A 14,704-nucleotide genomic window follows, 5' to 3' on the forward strand; every position below is an offset into this window, starting at 1 on the left:
AATCCATCAGACCGTAAGATCCGGTTCCATGATTCGCGCAGTGGTGTTCGACGTCGGTGAGTGCCTGGTGGACGAGACGCGGGAGTACGGGACCTGGGCCGACTGGCTCGGCGTACCCCGCCACACGTTCGCCGCGATGTTCGGCGCGATCATCGCCCAAGGCCGCGACTACCGGGACGTCTTCCAGGAGTTCGCCCCCGGCTTCGATCTGTACGAACAGCGGGACAAGCGAGCCGCCGCCGGGCAGCCCGAGCACTTCGACGAGTCCGACCTCTACCCCGACGTCCGCCCCGCCCTCGCGGCCCTGCGCGATGCCGGCCTGTGGCTCGGTATCGCAGGCAACCAGACCGTGAGGGCCGGCGGGATCCTCCGTGAACTGTTCACCGGCGACGTGGACCTGATCGGCACGAGCGACGACTGGGGCGCCAGCAAGCCGGACCCGCTGTTCTTCGAGCGCGTCGCCGAGGTGGTGCCCTTCGAGCCGGGCGAGATCCTCTACGTCGGCGACCGGATCGACAACGACCTGCGGCCGGCCGTCGCCGCTGGGATGCCCACCGCGCTGGTCCACCGCGGGCCGTGGGCGACGATCCAGTGGAGGGACGAGGAAGCGAAGAAGCTTCCCACCTTCCGGGTGGAGAGCCTCCTCGAACTTCCTGAGCTGATCACCAAGTTCAACGCGTCAGCGCGCTGACCGTCGTACCCCACCCGTACAGCTGGTCGTCGAGGTCACGCACGCATGCCTCGTGCTGCCACGGGGCGAGCGCACGCCGCACGTCCCGCACCCGGCCCATGCCCGTCGCGTACCAGGTCACGGCCAGCTGATCGAGGGCCTGGCGCGCGTACTCGCAGGCTTGCTCCGGGTTCCCGGCCGCCGCCTCCACCGCGGCCAGGTCGCCGAAGATGACCGTCCGCTGCTTGTCCGCGTCGACAGACAGCTCGTCGAGGACGTGCAGAAGCGTTGCCCTCGCCTGCGGCAGATGCCCTGCCTTGAGCTGGGTGTTGCCCTTGAATGCCGCGAGGCGGACGGGGCTGAACCAGTCCATCCACTCCGGCGTCTCGTGCTCCGATCCGGCAGCCAGGGTGTCCTCGGCGTGCCCGATCAGATGCAGCGCCGTGCGGGTGTTTCCACAGCGGGTCTCGCACTCCGCTTCCACCGCGTCCAGCCATGCCCAGAACTCCGCCGACGCCGGGCCGCGGCGGGTGTAGGTACGGGCGGCCACCATGCGCTCCACCGCCTCATCTCGCCTGCCTCCCCAGCCGGGGATGAATGCGGTGTGCGCCAGGATCGCGGCCCCGAGCAGCGCGTCGTCCGCCTCGCCCGCAGCTTGCAGGGCGCGCAGCCACGTGTCCTGTGCGTGCTCTGCCTGCCGCAGATCGAAGAACTCGATCCGCCCCGCCAGCAGCCATGACTCCGCCAACGCTGCGGCCACCGCCTGCCGGGTCGCGCCCGCCGTCTCCGGCAGCAGCGCACAGCCGAGCGAGGCGTGCGCGATGACGGACGGATGCAGGGTCGCTGGCGCCACCGTCCAGTACAGGCGGCGGTGCGACCGCGTCACTACCTCGAAGTCGCCGGCCACGGACGACGGCTGAAGGGCATGCGCTGCCTGCGAGGGCACTGCGGCCAAGCCGATGGCGGCGACGGTGCCCGTGACCAGCGCCCGGCGTACCTGGTCCGGCCGCTGGCCGTCCCGGCCGCTGGGCGGGGTGAATCCAAGCTGTTCCATACCCTGGCCAAGCAGCTGCGTGAGAGCCTGCTGGCAGTCCGGGTGCGGCCAGGGCGGGGTCTCGGACTCCCAGCGGCGTACCTGGCGAACGCCGACGGCCAGCCCGCGGGCGGCCATTGCTGTGGCGAGAGCCTGCTGCGATCGGTAACCGGCTGCCATGCGGGCCGCCTTCAAGCGGGTGTTGCCTGCGGGCCGAGACACGTGCACCTCCGTGGGGACTCGGACGCCATTCTCGCACCACGCCCTCACTGCGGCCAGATGTCACCCCAACTGGGCGCAAGAAAGCCCGCATTGGTGCAGGGAAAAGTCCGCTAGAAGTCCTCGTAACTCGCCTGTCATGGGACCACTCTGATCGCACCACTCGACGAGCCGCAGCGAGGACCCCATGGCAAAGGACACGCGAGCACCGGAACTCAGCAGGGCAGGGTGCGAACTCCTGCCCGCCGGCCAGAACTGGGACGCCGTGCGAGTCCCGCGCAGCGTCGGCCTCACCACCATCGAGGTCCTCGGTCGGCGCTCTGGTGCTGTCATCGAAGACCCCCGCGAGCCCTGCCTCTACTGGTTCGTCGCTGCGGGCACGGCCGGGCAGTGGGCGGTCGACAACACGCAGGCCCTTGGGGAAGGCGACTTCCTCAGCGTCCCGCCCGCCCGCCGTGCTCAGGGCCCTGGGTCGTACTGGCGGATCTGCCCCGGCGGCAGCGACTGGCTCACCGACGCCGACGCGCTGCGCGCCGCCGTCGAGGATGCGCTCGGGCCGCGCCTCGGAGTGGAGCACTTCGTATGAGCCGCGCCATGGACATCACCAGCCCGGGGCCGCTTGCTCTCGCCCTGGCTGAGCGGCGCGTCCACATCCCCGGTGTCTGCTGGATCCCGAAGGGTGGCCGGCCTCTGCGCTGCACCCTGGAGCCGAACCACAAACGCGATGATCACTACCACTGGCCTACCCGTACCTCATGGCCACGTCGTACAGGTGAGACGCAGTGACCACGGCGCCCACCGAGCCCCGCAGCCCCACGGCAGCGGAATGCCGCCTCGGTGAACACAAGCTGTGCCACGGCAACGAAGACGTGCAGGCCGGCGGCGTGGTGGCAGTGCGGCTGCGCTGCGGCTGTCCGTGCCACCGGAAAGCACACCCCTGACTCCTGCCTCGGCTGCCACGCCCCTGGACAGGTCGAAGCCGAGACAGGCCGCCCGCCCTGATCGCTCGTACGAGTGGTCAGGGCGGGTCAGCACACCGCACCACCGGCTGCCCACCCACGCTGGCGGAATGCGCAACCAAGGAGAACAGCGAGTGCAGCAGCCGCCCTACTGCCCCCACTGCCCCGAGCACCCGTTGCTGTGGAAAGACACCACGACCACACGACCCGGCGCCGACGATCGCTGACGCTGGTACTGCACCGGATGCACCCGGCGGTGGGAGCCCACCTCCGAGCAGAAGGCTAGGTTCACCCATGGGACACCAGCAGGATCAGGCCACGCCGTGCGGTAACAACGGCTGCCCCGGCACCAAGGTCACGATCTACCACTACGACGACAACGGGAACTGCACCAGCCAGCAGATGACGCCGTGCAACGTCTGCGGGCAGTGACCCCGACCGCGGTCACTGCCTGACGAGGTCGGCAAGCGGGACACCGATCGCGTCGGCGACGAGAATCAGGGAGTCGATCAGCGCGGCCGCTTGCCCCTGCTCGGTCCGCACGTAGGACGCCCGGCCCGTCCCGGCTCTCTCAGCCACAGTCTGCTGAGTCAGGTTCGCGTGGAGCCGGGCGGCTCGGATCTGGTCCCCGATGACACGGCGACGGGCGATGATCCAGTCGGGCGGAGGGACGGAGCGCGGCACTCGCTCATGTTCGCCGGTTCACGATCGAATACATGTAGGGCAAAACCTACACTGCACGATCTAGAAAGGGGTGGGTACCTCACTCGGGCCACACCCCCACACGATCAGCGCTCTCCGCAATGCTCCCCAGGCTCGCGGAGAATGGCCGCTACGCCCCCGCCCTGGAAACAGGTCGGGGGCTCGGATCTTTTGCGTTCCATGACGCCGCCATGGCCGCCATGGGACGCGGCCATGACCGCCGCGGCCGTCAGGACGACGCGCGGGTCACCAGCTCCGTCGGGAGCACGACCTGGCGGGGGGCGACGCTGCGGGTGACCGCCGGGCGGCGGTCGGCGATCTCCTCGAGCAGCACCCGGGCCATCTCGCGGCCCATCTCCTCTATCGGCTGCCGGACGCTGGTCAGGGGCGGGTCCATGTGGCGGGCGATGACCGAGTCGTCGAAGCCGACCAGTGCCACATCGCCGGGAACGCTGCGGCCCCGCTCGCGCAGGACCTGGCGGGCGCCCGCCGCCATCACGTCGGACGCGGCGAAGACCGCGTCGATGTCCGGGCGGCGCTCCAGCAGCTCCGCCATGGCGCGGCGGCCGCCCGCCTCGGTGAAGTCGGCGGGGGCGATCAGCCGCTCGTCGGCGTCGAGGCCGGCCGCGGCCAGTGCCTGCCGGTAGCCCTCGAGGCGGCACTGGGCGCCGTACACGTCGAGCCGTCCGGTGATGGTGGCTATCGTGCGGCGGCCGCGCGCCATGAGGTGGTCCACGGCGCCGCGCGCGCCGGCCACGTTGTCCGCGTCGACCCAGGCGAGCGGCTCGCGCTCGGAACGGCGGCCGCTGATGACGGTCGGTATGCCCAGCTCGGCCAGCAGCTCGGGCAGCGGGTCGCCGGCGCGTACGGAGACGAGCAGGACGCCGTCGACCCGGTGGCCCGCGAGGTAGTGCGCCAGGCGGCTGCGCTCGCGGTCGTTGCCGACGATGGTGAGCAGCAGCTGCATCTCGGTGCTGTCGAGGGCGGCGCCGACGCCCCGCAGGATGTCGGAGAAGTACGGCTCGGTGAAGAAGCGGGACTCGACCTCGGGGACGACGAGCGCGACGGCGTCGGCGCGGTTGGCGGCGAGGGCGCGGGCCGCGCGGTTCGGTACGTACCCCAGCTCGTCGACGGCGGCCTCGACGGCGGCGCGGGTCTCGTCGCTCACCCGCGGGGAGCCGTTGACCACCCGGGAGACGGTGCCCCGGCCGACACCGGCGCGTGCGGCCACTTCTTCGAGCGTCGGCCGTCCGCCGCTCCGGCTCCGGAATCCACGAGTCACGATGTCCCGACCTCCCCGCCCTGTGCGCCGTCCGGTCACCGTCCGGCGCTGCGCAATATCTCATAGCGGTCTCGGACCGCACATCCCGCCGTCCGGCGTCTTGACACCCCCACGGCGAGCCGCCAACCTTCAACACATCACACGTGGGAGCGCTCCCACAGTACCCGAACCGTACACATCCCGCACGTTCCCCACCCGGGCCGCAGCCGCAATTCATGGGCTCACCAGCACAGTTGGCCAGGGGGTCGGCACGTCAGGGCACAAGGAGGACGCAATGCGCATCAGCACCCGAACGCCTCACCGGGCGGTGGTCGTCGCCGCCGTTGTGGCACTCGGCGCCGGCCTGCTCGGCGGTTGCGCCGAGGACAGCGAGGGCCCGGGCGGCGGCTCCGGCGACAGCGGGACGGACACCAGGGGCAGGACCACCATCGAGATCGGCACCTTCGGGGTCTTCGGCTACAAGCAGGCCGGGCTCTACGACGAGTACATGAAGCTGCACCCGGAGATCCTCATCAAGGAGGACGTGACCGAGCGCGTCGACACGTACTACCCGGAACTGCTGACGCACCTCGCGGCCAACAGCGGTCTCCAGGACATCCAGGCCATAGAGGTCGGGAACATCAACGAGATCGCCACCACCCAGGCCGACAAGTTCGAGGACCTGTCCAAGGCGCCCGGCGTCGACAAGTCGGACTGGCTGGACTGGAAGTGGGCGCAGGGGACCGCCAAGGACGGGCGGACCGTCGCGCTCGGTACGGACATCGGGCCCATGGGCATGTGCTACCGCAAGGACCTGTTCGAGAAGGCGGGGCTGCCGACCGACCGCGAGGCCGTCGGCAAGCTGTGGGCGGGCGACTGGCAGAAGTACGTCGACGCCGGCAAGCGGTACAAGGCGAAGGGGCCCAAGGGCACCACGTTCACCGACTCGGCGGCCGGTCTCTTCGCCGCCGTCAACAACGGCTACGCGGAGCGCTTCTACGACGCCGACGGCAAGCTGATCCACAAGGACAGTCCGGCGGTGAAGACCGCCTGGGGCCTGGCGATGCAGGCCGCGACGGGCGGGCTGACCGGAAAGCTGAAGCAGTTCGACAAGGCGTGGGACCAGGCGTACGCGAACGGGACCTTCGCCACCGTCTCCTGCCCGCCGTGGATGCTCGGCTACATCAAGGAGAAGGCGGGAGCGGCGGGCGAGGACAAGTGGGACGTCGCGGCGGCCCCCAAGCCCGCCAACTGGGGCGGCTCGTTCATCGGCGTACCGAAGGCGGGCAAGAACAAGGCGGAGGCGATCAAACTCGCGGCCTGGCTGACCGCGCCCGAACAGCAGGCGAAGCTCTTCGACAAGCAGGCGAGCTTCCCGTCCACCCCGCCGGCGTACGAGCTGGACGTGGTCGCGGGCGCCAGGAACCCGTACTTCGGCGACGCGCCCACCGGGCAGCTCTTCGCCGAGGCGGCCAAGGGCATCCCGACGCTGCTGCTCGGCCCGAAGGACCAGCAGATCAGCACCGCTTTCGGTGATGTCGGCATCCTCCAGGTGGAGCAGCAGGGCAAGAGCCCGGAGCAGGGCTGGGAATCGGCCCTGAAGGAGATCGACAACGCGGTGGACGGCGGCTGATGCGTCCGTACACCGACCAGGCGGTGTCCCCCTCCGCGGGGGACGCGGCCGCGGACCGCCCGGGAGCGGTACCGGCGGCGGCCGGGCGGCCGGGGGGCACCGGCCGCCGCCGGGCGTGGCGCAGCAGGCGCTACCGCTGGGACATGAAGTACAGCCCGTACGCCTTCGTCGCGCCCTTCTTCGTCTTCTTCGCGGCCTTCGGGGTCTTCCCCCTCCTCTATACGGGCTGGTCGTCGCTGCACCGCGTGTCGCTGTCGGCGCCGGACGACATGCAGTGGGTGGGGCTGCACAACTACACGCGGCTGCTGGAGGACGAGTTCTTCTGGAACGCGCTGCGCAACACCTTCACCATCGGCATCATCTCGACGGTGCCGCAGCTGCTGATGGCGCTGGGCATCGCGCACCTGCTCAACTACCGGCTGCGCGCCTCGGGCTTCTTCCGGGTCGCGATCCTCACTCCGTACGCCACTTCGGTGGCCGCCGCGACGCTCGTCTTCGTACTCCTCTTCGGGCGCGACTACGGGATGATCAACTGGGTGCTGGACGCGGTGGGGCTCGGGAAGGTCGACTGGCAGAGCGGGACCCTGTCGTCGCAGGTGGCGGTCTCCTCGATCGTGATCTGGCGGTGGACGGGTTACAACGCGCTGATCTACCTGGCCGCGATGCAGGCCGTGCCGAACGATCTGTACGAGTCGGCGGCGCTGGACGGGGCGACGCGCTGGCAGCAGTTCCTCCACGTCACCATCCCCTCCCTGCGGCCGACGATCCTCTTCACGGTCGTCGTCTCGACGATCGGCGCGACGCAGCTGTTCGGTGAGCCGCTGCTGTTCGGCGGGGCGGGCGGACAGAAGGGCGGGGCGTCGCACCAGTTCCAGACGCTCGGCCTCTACCTGTACGAGCAGGGCTGGTTCAACTTCCACCTCGGCCGGGCCTCCGCGATCGCCTGGGCGATGTTCCTGATCCTGCTGATCGTCGCGGGCATCCACCTGCTGGTCGCCCGCCGCCTGAGGAAGAGCCAATGACGAAACTGACGCGTGTACGCGCCGGCCGCCATCTGCACGGTGGCCCCCTCACCTACGCCGTGCTGATCCTCTTCACGGCAGGCTCGCTGTTCCCCCTCGTCTGGACGGCGATCGCGGCCTCCCGCAACAGCACCCGGCTGTCCCAGACGCCGCCGCCGTTCTGGTTCGGCGGGAACCTCTTCAAGAACCTCCAGACCGCCTGGACCGACGCCAACATGGGGCTCGCCCTGCTCAATACGGCGGTGGTGGCCGGGAGCATCGCCCTGGGGACCGTCCTCTTCTCGACCCTGGCCGGCTTCGCCTTCGCCAAGCTGCGCTTCCGTTTCAAGAACCTGCTGATGCTGCTGGTCATCGCCACGATGATGGTGCCGCCGCAGCTCAGCGTCGTACCCCTCTTCATGACCATCGCCGAGCTGGAGTGGACCGACCAGCTCCAGGCCGTCATCCTGCCGACTCTCGTCAGCGCCTTCGGGGTCTTCTTCATGCGCCAGTACCTGGTGCAGGCGCTGCCGGGCGAACTGATCGAGGCGGCGCGGATGGACGGCGCGAGCAGTCTGCGGATTGTCTGGCACATCGTCTTCCCGGCCGCCAGGCCCGCGATGGCGGTGCTGGGCATGCTCACCTTCGTGGCCGCCTGGAACGACTTCTTCTGGCCGATCATCGCGCTGACCCAGGACAACCCGACCGTGCAGGTGGCGCTCGCCAACCTCGGCCAGGGGTTCGTCCCCGACCAGTCGGTCGTCATGGCCGGCGCCCTGCTCGGCACACTGCCGCTGCTGCTGGCCTTCACGCTCTTCGGGAGGCAGATCGTGGGCGGGATCATGCAGGGCGCGGTCAAGGGCTGACTTCCATTGCCTCCTCTCCCCTCCTACCCCCTCCTACCAGGAGCGCTTCCATGACCGAGAGCACCGAGAGCGCTGCGAGCGCCGAGAGCACCGCGAACTTCCCGCCCGGCTTCCTGTGGGGCACCGCGACCGCCGCGTACCAGATCGAGGGCGCGGCGCGGGAGGACGGCCGCACCCCGTCGATCTGGGACACCTTCAGCCGTACGCCGGGCAAAGTGCTCGGCGGCGACACCGGGGACGTGGCCGCCGACCACTACCACCGCATGCCCGGTGACGTGCGGATGATGGCGGACCTGGGCCTGAGCGCCTACCGCTTCTCGGTGTCCTGGCCGCGCGTGCAGCCGGGCGGCCGGGGCCCGGCGTGCGGGCGCGGCCTGGACTTCTACCGCGCGCTGACCGACGAGCTGCTGGCGGCCGGGATCACTCCCAGCCTCACCCTCTACCACTGGGACCTGCCGCAGGAGCTGGAGACTCCCTCCGTCGGCGGCTCCGCCGCGGGGGGCGGCTGGCCGGAGCGGGACACGGCGTACCGCTTCGCGGAGTACGCGGGGCTGGTCGCCGAGGCGCTGGGCGACCGTGTCGAGCTGTGGACCACCCTCAACGAGCCGTGGTGCAGCGCCTTCCTGGGGCATGCCTCCGGGGTGCACGCCCCCGGCCGCACCGACCCGGTGGCCGCCCTGCGCGCCGCCCACCACCTGAACCTGGCGCACGGCCTGGCCGTCCAGGCGCTGCGCGCCGCGCTTCCGGCCCGGGCACGGATCGGCGTGAGCCTCAATCCGAGCGCGGTCAGGCCGCTCACACCGTCGCCGGGGGACCTGGACGCCCAGCGTCGCATCGACGCCCTCGCGAACCGGATCTTCACGGGCCCGATGCTGGCGGGCGCGTACCCCTCCGACCTCTTCGCCGACACCGCGCACCTGACGGACTGGTCGTTCGTGCGGGACGGGGACGAGGCGACGGCCGGCGGGCCGCTGGACACGCTGGGCATCAACTACTACGCCCCGGCGGTGGTTTCCGCGCCCGGCGACACCGCGACGGGTGCGAGCCGCGACGGCCACGGCGGCGGAGACCACTCCCCCTGGCCCGGCTCGGAGTCCGTCGTCTTCCACCAGCCGCCGGGCGAGCTGACCGCGATGGACTGGTCCGTCGACCCGACCGGCCTGTACGACCTGCTGATGCGGTACGCCCGCGAGGCACCGGACGTGGAGCTGATGGTCACGGAGAACGGCGCGGCGTACGACGACAAGCCGGCCGCCGACGGCACGGTCCACGACCCGGACCGCATCCGCTACCTGCACGGCCATTTGGCGGCGGTGCGCCGGGCGATGCTGGACGGGGCGGACGTGCGCGGCTACTTCCTCTGGTCGCTGATGGACAACTTCGAGTGGGCGTACGGCTACAGCAAGCGGTTCGGCGCGGTGTACGTCGACTACGAGACGCAGGAGCGTACGCCGAAGTCGAGTGCGCGGTGGTACGGGCGGGTGGCGAGGACGGGCGTACTGCCGTACCCGATGCAGGACGAGTGACCCGGCCCCGCCGCACCCGCGCCCCGGAGCCCCCGGCCCCCGGACTACCGCTGCGCCCTGCCCGTCATGTCGGCGGTCTGGCCGGCCGCCGGGGGCTCGACCTCCAGTTCGGTGCCGAAGTCGCTGTACTCGATGACGGTCCGGACGTCCACCTTCTGCGGGCCGCCGGCCCCCGGGCCGGCCGGTGCCTTCATGTTCATGTCCATCTGCTGGCGGCGGATACGGCCGTCGTCGTCCAGCCAGACGTCCATCGGCAGGGTCGGGCCGAGCTGCTTCTTCAGCTGCTCGGCCTTGGCCCGGTCGCCCGGTCCGGCGAGCTTGTCGACGTCGATCGTGACCCGGTAGCGGGTCGTGTTCGTACCGCCGGCCTTCTCCGTGCCGATCTTCTTGACGTCCTTGTCGGTGACGCCCTTGGCGAAGCCGGCCGCCTCGGCGGGGTCGTTCACCTGCGCCGCGCCACCGCCGCCGTTGCGCTGCGCGGCCTTCTTCAGGTCGATCTTGATCCAGGGCTTGTCGCCCGGCACGTTCGCCTGTTGCGCCTCGGGCACCTTCTGGTAGACCGTGCCGTCGACCACGCGCTGCTCGATCTTCTGGCCTTCGGCGGTGAGCGTCATCTCGCTGTCGCCGCCGGCGAGGTCGATGACCCCCTCACCGCTGACGGAGGCGGTCTTGCCCTCCGCCGACGTCCGCGTCCTCAGCGTCATGCGCGCGGTCTCCGCCTCGGCGGTCCTGTCGTAGGCGGTACGCACCGCCGCCGTGCCCTCTTCCTGTGCGCCGGGGCCCTTCTTCCCGGTCTTGCCGCCCGCGTCCGGGCCGTCGCTCCCGCACGCCACCAGTGCGGTACACGCGACCGCACCCGCCACACCGATGGCTCCGGCCTTCAGTCCCGCCCGTAACTCGAACATGCGGCCCCACCTCTCGTGATGGTCATTCGGTTCAGTGGATGACCTCATCGCGGGTTCCCTCAGCCGGGCCCATTAAGCAGGATTTATACGGAGCCGAGCCCTCCGCCGGCCACTCCGCTTGCGCATGGAACCGGGGAGCGCAGCGGCGGGTCCGACCGGGGCCCGGGGCCGAATCAGGCGGCTTTGACCCGGCCGGGCCCACCCGCGCCCCTCCCCTCCCGGCGTAGCCTGGAAAGCGGACTCGGGGGCCGTTCAATCGCCCGCCGGAGGCGGATGGCCATGGCATCACTCGTATGCAAGAACTTCGACTCCTCAGACGAGACCCGTCCCTTCGAGGACGACAAGGGCAGGCTCGACCTGCTCACCACAGACCGGGGACCGGTCGGCCGCGCCGTCTTCGAGCCGGGCTGGCAGTGGACCAAGCACGTCGGGCCCATCGCCGGAACCGACAGCTGCCAGGCCGCCCACGTCGGCTACGTCGTGAACGGCCGGATGAAGGTCGTCATGGACGACGGCGAGAGCATCGAGGTCGGACCCGGCGACTTCGTCTCCGTCGCACCCGGTCATGACGCCTGGGTCCTCGGCGACGAGCCGTGCGTGTTCCTCGACTGGGTCGGTTTCGGCGACTACGCCGTCCCCACGCCCGCAGCCAGTGGCTGAACTCGTTCCGTGAACCGCCGCGACCCCGCCGAGGGGCGGCTGTACGCCATCCGTGTTGTCATCGATGGAGGAGGAAACCAGGTCCCGAGCGCGGGAGGAACCCCGACATCATGGCTATGAACAAGCAGCTCAAGGCTCGCGACATCATGACCGGCGGCGTGCAGTGCGTCGGTGCGCACCAGTCGTTGTTCGAGGCGTCGCAGATGATGCGCGATCTGAATGTCGGCTGTCTGCCCATCTGCGGCGACGACAACAGGATCACCGGCCTGATCACCGATCGCGACATCGTCGTGAAGTGCTGCGCCGAAGGCGTCGACCCGGCGACGGTGCAGGCCGGCACACTGAACGGGCACGTGCACTGGATCGACGCCGACGCGGACGCCGGCGAGGCCCTGGAGACCATGGAAACGCACCAGATCAAGCGTCTCCCGGTCATCGACGTCGCGGGAGGCCACCAGCTGGTCGGCATGATCACAGAGGCCAACCTCGCCAAGAACCTCAGCGACGAACAGATCGCGGAGTTCGCGTCGCGGGTGTACGCCGCCGCCGGCTGAGCAGTCCGCACACTCCCCGGGGCCGGCCGTTCCCCAGCCGCCCCGGGCACCGCCGTGCCGGGGCCGGGGCCGCGCGAGGCCGGGCCCGGGTCAGCCGTGCGGCCGAAGAGCCGCCAGGCCCTTCTGAAGGTCCTCACGGTTCATCGCCGGCTGCACCGTCACCTCCGCGCCCAGCTCGAAGAACGGCTCCGCGACGGAGGGGAGCTGCGAGCTGTCCTGCATGTCGAAGACCATGACGCAGGACCGCTTGCCCTCAGTGCCGGTGAAGTAGGCCGCCTCGGGCTTGAGCCGGTCCATCGTCGCTTCCAGGAGCTGCGGAAGCGTGCCGTTCTTGAGCGCTTCCGTCGACATCTTGGTGTCCATCACGGCTCGCAGCATGACCCTCATCGCACTCGCTCCTCACTCGGCACACCACGGCCGGCGCAGTCCCAGCCGCGCACGCTGAAGCCCGGTGGCGTTGTTCCGCCCAGCCTCGTTTCGGGCGATCGGAGCGGCAACATCTCATCGACCGTTCGAGCGCACGCGTACCCCGGCCGAGTGGGGCATCCGAGGAGCCGGGAAGCCGGTCAGAGCTTGACGCCCGCAGACCTCTTCCCCGCCCCCGTCCCCGTCCCCCGCTTGCGCCGCCCCAGCCGGTGTCCGTTCTGCCCGCCCGCCGTGCGCCGGCCGTCGAGGCCGATCCAGATGCGGACCTCCGTACCGCCGAGCACCGAATGCCCGACGCGCACGTCGCCGCCCGTCGACTCCGCGACCCGCCGCACGATGTCCAGGCCGAGGCCCGTGGACCCGTCCCCGCCCCCGCTGTTGCCGCGCACCAGCGCCGCCTCCGGGTCGGAGATGCCGGGCCCCGCGTCCGAGACGAGGACGATGACGGCGTCGTCGCCGTTGTGCACGTCCACCGAGAAGGCCGTTCCCACGGGGGTGTGGCGGAAGACGTTGCCGAGCAACGCGTCGAGGGCTGCGGCCAGTTCGGGCCGGGCGACCGGGATGCGTACCGTACGGTCGACACCCGCGAGACGCACCTCCCTGCCCTCGTCCTCCGCCAGCGCCGACCAGAAGTCCATGCGTTCGCGCACGACTTCGGACACGTCGCAGCCCGCGCCGGACCCCGGCAGCCCGTGTCCCAGCCCGTTTCCCAGCCCCTGCGACCGCTGTTCGCGCGCCGTACGGATGATCGTGTCGACCTCGCGTTCCAGCTGCTCGACCGCGGCCCTGGTCTGTTCGGCGGCCGGCCCTTCGCCGAGCGAGGCCGCGTTGAGGCGCAGCACCGTCAGCGGGGTCCGCAGCCGATGTGACAGATCGGCGGCCAGTTCCCGCTCGTTGGCGAGGAGCTGGACCACCTGGTCGGCCATGGAGTTGAACGCGGCGGCGGCGGAGCGCAGTTCCGGCGGCCCCTCCTCGGGGACGCGTACGCCGAGCCTGCCCTCCCCCAGGTCGTGCGCCGCGCCCGCGAGCCGCCGGGCGGGCTGGACCATGCGTACGCCGAGCCGGTCCGCGACCGCCACCGAGCCGACGACCAGGGCGGTTCCCACGCCGGCCAGGACGAGCCAGGCGGTGGCCACGCCGTTGCTGACGTCGTCCTCGGGCACGAAGACCTCGACGACGGCGATCCGTCCGCTGGCGATCGCGGTCGGCTGGAGCAGCGCGTAGCCGCCCGGCACCTCCGAGATGGAGGCGCGGCCGATCCGCCGCGTGGTCTCCAGGTCCTGCTGCGCCGCCCGGCGCTCGCCGATCACCAGCGGCCCGCCGCCCGCCTCGTCGGCGGCCGGGACGTGCACGGCCATCCGGCCCGCGATGCCGACCTCGGTGGTCTGGACGGCCCGGTCCAGCGAGTCGCGGTCGGTGGCGATGGAGAGGGTGGGGCCGATGGTGGCGGCCCAGCGTTCGGCGTTGGAGAAGGCCCGGTCCCTGGCCATCTCCTTGACGACGAGTCCGAGCGGTACGGCGAAGGCCACCACGACCATCACGGTCACCGCCAGGCACACCTTGACCAGGGCCCACCTCACCTCGGTGGCTCCAGCTTCACACCGACCCCGCGCAGGGTGTGCAGATAGCGGGGGCTCGCCGCGGTCTCGCCGAGCTTGCGGCGCAGCCAGGACAGGTGGACGTCGATGGTCTGGTCGTCGCCGTAGCTCTGCTGCCAGACCTCGGCGAGCAGTTCCTTGCGCGGTACGACGACTCCGGGCCGCCCCGCCAGGAACGTCAGCAGGTCGAACTCCCGGCGCGTCAGGTCCAGCCGCACACCGTCCAGCTCGGCCTGCCGGCGCAGCGGGTCGACGGAGAGCCCGCCGACCCGGAGCACCCGGGACGGCGGCTCGGCGCCCGCGACGGCGCGGGCGCGGCGCAGCACGGCGGCCATGCGGGCCGACAGGTGCTCGACCGAGAAGGGCTTGACGAGGTAGTCGTCGGCGCCGTCGTTGAGCAGCCGTACGATCTCCGCCTCGTCGTCGCGCGCTGTGGCGATGATCACGGGTACGTCGGTGATGCCGCGCAGCATCTTCAGCGCTTCCGCCCCGTCGAGATCGGGCAGACCGAGGTCGAGGACGACCACGTCGAAGCCGAAATGGGCGACCTCGCGCAACGCCTCCAGTGCCGTACCGACGCTGCGCACCGTGTGGGTGGCTTCGGTCAGGTGCCGGATGAGGGCGGAACGTACGAACTGGTCGTCCTCGACCACGAGCACACTTGCCATGGGCGGCACCGTACGCCATGCGG

The 14,704-nt window shown here is 70.7% G+C and carries 16 protein-coding genes; 9 read left to right on the forward strand and 7 right to left on the reverse strand.

Annotation, left to right across the window (positions count from 1 at the left end):
* Positions 1–28 precede the first annotated feature (28 nt).
* Complete coding sequence (locus ACWD0Y_RS01345) at positions 29–691, forward strand: HAD family hydrolase (RefSeq protein WP_450258418.1); 663 nt, start codon at positions 29–31, stop codon at positions 689–691.
* Here the strand turns inward: ACWD0Y_RS01345 and ACWD0Y_RS01350 are convergent.
* Positions 672–1,883 (reverse strand): transcriptional regulator, encoded by a 1,212-nt coding sequence (locus ACWD0Y_RS01350; protein ID WP_450258419.1) that lies wholly within the window; start codon positions 1,881–1,883, stop codon positions 672–674. The two genes, ACWD0Y_RS01345 and ACWD0Y_RS01350, sit on opposite strands and share 20 nt — an antisense overlap.
* Positions 1,884–2,109: 226 nt before the next feature.
* On the opposite strand from ACWD0Y_RS01350, the gene ACWD0Y_RS01355 reads away from it, so the two are divergent.
* Together ACWD0Y_RS01355 and ACWD0Y_RS01360 are read left to right on the forward strand one after the other, a co-directional pair.
* On the forward strand, positions 2,110–2,508 hold the full coding sequence (locus ACWD0Y_RS01355) for a hypothetical protein (RefSeq protein WP_450258420.1): 399 nt from the start codon (positions 2,110–2,112) through the stop codon (positions 2,506–2,508).
* 667 nt (positions 2,509–3,175) lie between these two features.
* Complete coding sequence (locus ACWD0Y_RS01360) at positions 3,176–3,313, forward strand: hypothetical protein (RefSeq protein WP_450258421.1); 138 nt, start codon at positions 3,176–3,178, stop codon at positions 3,311–3,313.
* A gap of 12 nt (positions 3,314–3,325) precedes the next feature.
* Here the strand turns inward: ACWD0Y_RS01360 and ACWD0Y_RS01365 are convergent, their stop codons facing one another.
* Entirely contained in the window at positions 3,326–3,565 is a 240-nt protein-coding gene (locus tag ACWD0Y_RS01365; RefSeq protein WP_450258422.1) for a helix-turn-helix domain-containing protein, read from the reverse strand.
* A gap of 247 nt (positions 3,566–3,812) precedes the next feature.
* The gene (locus ACWD0Y_RS01370) at positions 3,813–4,868 is read right to left on the reverse strand and encodes a LacI family DNA-binding transcriptional regulator (RefSeq protein ID WP_450258488.1); all 1,056 of its coding nucleotides are present in this window, start codon (positions 4,866–4,868) and stop codon (positions 3,813–3,815) included.
* A gap of 271 nt (positions 4,869–5,139) precedes the next feature.
* Between ACWD0Y_RS01370 and ACWD0Y_RS01375 the strand changes: the two genes are divergently transcribed.
* From ACWD0Y_RS01375 to ACWD0Y_RS01390, 4 genes are read left to right on the forward strand one after another with little or no spacing between them, the layout of a single operon-like run.
* Positions 5,140–6,477 carry an ABC transporter substrate-binding protein gene (locus ACWD0Y_RS01375; RefSeq protein ID WP_450258423.1) on the forward strand — a complete coding sequence of 446 codons (1,338 nt, stop codon included), beginning with the start codon at positions 5,140–5,142 and terminating at the stop codon, positions 6,475–6,477.
* Positions 6,477–7,499 (forward strand): carbohydrate ABC transporter permease, encoded by a 1,023-nt coding sequence (locus ACWD0Y_RS01380; protein WP_450258424.1) that lies wholly within the window; start codon positions 6,477–6,479, stop codon positions 7,497–7,499. The genes ACWD0Y_RS01375 and ACWD0Y_RS01380 overlap by 1 nt, the downstream gene beginning before the upstream one ends.
* Positions 7,496–8,344: a carbohydrate ABC transporter permease gene (locus ACWD0Y_RS01385; protein ID WP_450258425.1), complete on the forward strand. Its 849-nt coding sequence runs from the start codon at positions 7,496–7,498 to the stop codon at positions 8,342–8,344. The genes ACWD0Y_RS01380 and ACWD0Y_RS01385 overlap by 4 nt, the downstream gene beginning before the upstream one ends.
* 50 nt (positions 8,345–8,394) lie before the next feature.
* Entirely contained in the window at positions 8,395–9,870 is a 1,476-nt protein-coding gene (locus ACWD0Y_RS01390; RefSeq protein ID WP_450258426.1) for a GH1 family beta-glucosidase, read from the forward strand.
* A gap of 44 nt (positions 9,871–9,914) precedes the next feature.
* On the opposite strand, the gene ACWD0Y_RS01395 is transcribed toward ACWD0Y_RS01390, so the two are convergent.
* Positions 9,915–10,775 carry a hypothetical protein gene (locus tag ACWD0Y_RS01395; protein ID WP_450258427.1) on the reverse strand — a complete coding sequence of 287 codons (861 nt, stop codon included), beginning with the start codon at positions 10,773–10,775 and terminating at the stop codon, positions 9,915–9,917.
* A gap of 279 nt (positions 10,776–11,054) precedes the next feature.
* On the opposite strand from ACWD0Y_RS01395, the gene ACWD0Y_RS01400 reads away from it, so the two are divergent.
* Together ACWD0Y_RS01400 and ACWD0Y_RS01405 are read left to right on the forward strand one after the other, a co-directional pair.
* On the forward strand, positions 11,055–11,435 hold the full coding sequence (locus tag ACWD0Y_RS01400) for a cupin domain-containing protein (protein ID WP_450258428.1): 381 nt from the start codon (positions 11,055–11,057) through the stop codon (positions 11,433–11,435).
* Positions 11,436–11,551: 116 nt separating this feature from the next.
* On the forward strand, positions 11,552–11,989 hold the full coding sequence (locus tag ACWD0Y_RS01405) for a CBS domain-containing protein (protein ID WP_450258489.1): 438 nt from the start codon (positions 11,552–11,554) through the stop codon (positions 11,987–11,989).
* Positions 11,990–12,079: 90 nt separating this feature from the next.
* Here ACWD0Y_RS01405 and ACWD0Y_RS01410 read toward each other — a convergent pair whose 3' ends face one another.
* The 3 genes from ACWD0Y_RS01410 to ACWD0Y_RS01420 all read right to left on the reverse strand — a co-directional run bounded on the left by ACWD0Y_RS01410 (position 12,080) and on the right by ACWD0Y_RS01420 (position 14,681).
* A complete protein-coding gene (locus tag ACWD0Y_RS01410) occupies positions 12,080–12,376 on the reverse strand; it encodes a DUF3303 family protein (RefSeq protein WP_450258429.1) in 297 nt (98 codons plus the stop codon).
* A gap of 179 nt (positions 12,377–12,555) precedes the next feature.
* Entirely contained in the window at positions 12,556–13,995 is a 1,440-nt protein-coding gene (locus ACWD0Y_RS01415) for a sensor histidine kinase (RefSeq protein ID WP_450258430.1), read from the reverse strand.
* Positions 13,992–14,681, reverse strand: coding sequence for a response regulator transcription factor (locus tag ACWD0Y_RS01420; RefSeq protein WP_450258431.1), 690 nt, complete (start codon positions 14,679–14,681; stop codon positions 13,992–13,994). The genes ACWD0Y_RS01415 and ACWD0Y_RS01420 overlap by 4 nt, the downstream gene beginning before the upstream one ends.
* Positions 14,682–14,704 lie beyond the last annotated feature (23 nt).

This window comes from Streptomyces altiplanensis, from assembly GCF_053591575.1.

Coding starts and splice junctions, on each gene's coding strand:
- ACWD0Y_RS01345 (WP_450258418.1), top strand. CDS start 29: ATGATTCGCGCAGTGGTGTTCGACGTCGGTGAGTGCCTGGTGGACGAG.
- ACWD0Y_RS01385 (WP_450258425.1), top strand. CDS start 7,496: ATGACGAAACTGACGCGTGTACGCGCCGGCCGCCATCTGCACGGTGGC.
- ACWD0Y_RS01375 (WP_450258423.1), top strand. CDS start 5,140: ATGCGCATCAGCACCCGAACGCCTCACCGGGCGGTGGTCGTCGCCGCC.
- ACWD0Y_RS01350 (WP_450258419.1), bottom strand. CDS start 1,883: ATGGCAGCCGGTTACCGATCGCAGCAGGCTCTCGCCACAGCAATGGCC.
- ACWD0Y_RS01355 (WP_450258420.1), top strand. CDS start 2,110: ATGGCAAAGGACACGCGAGCACCGGAACTCAGCAGGGCAGGGTGCGAA.
- ACWD0Y_RS01420 (WP_450258431.1), bottom strand. CDS start 14,681: ATGGCAAGTGTGCTCGTGGTCGAGGACGACCAGTTCGTACGTTCCGCC.
- ACWD0Y_RS01405 (WP_450258489.1), top strand. CDS start 11,552: ATGAACAAGCAGCTCAAGGCTCGCGACATCATGACCGGCGGCGTGCAG.
- ACWD0Y_RS01380 (WP_450258424.1), top strand. CDS start 6,477: ATGCGTCCGTACACCGACCAGGCGGTGTCCCCCTCCGCGGGGGACGCG.
- ACWD0Y_RS01410 (WP_450258429.1), bottom strand. CDS start 12,376: ATGAGGGTCATGCTGCGAGCCGTGATGGACACCAAGATGTCGACGGAA.
- ACWD0Y_RS01360 (WP_450258421.1), top strand. CDS start 3,176: ATGGGACACCAGCAGGATCAGGCCACGCCGTGCGGTAACAACGGCTGC.
- ACWD0Y_RS01390 (WP_450258426.1), top strand. CDS start 8,395: ATGACCGAGAGCACCGAGAGCGCTGCGAGCGCCGAGAGCACCGCGAAC.
- ACWD0Y_RS01395 (WP_450258427.1), bottom strand. CDS start 10,775: ATGTTCGAGTTACGGGCGGGACTGAAGGCCGGAGCCATCGGTGTGGCG.
- ACWD0Y_RS01400 (WP_450258428.1), top strand. CDS start 11,055: ATGGCATCACTCGTATGCAAGAACTTCGACTCCTCAGACGAGACCCGT.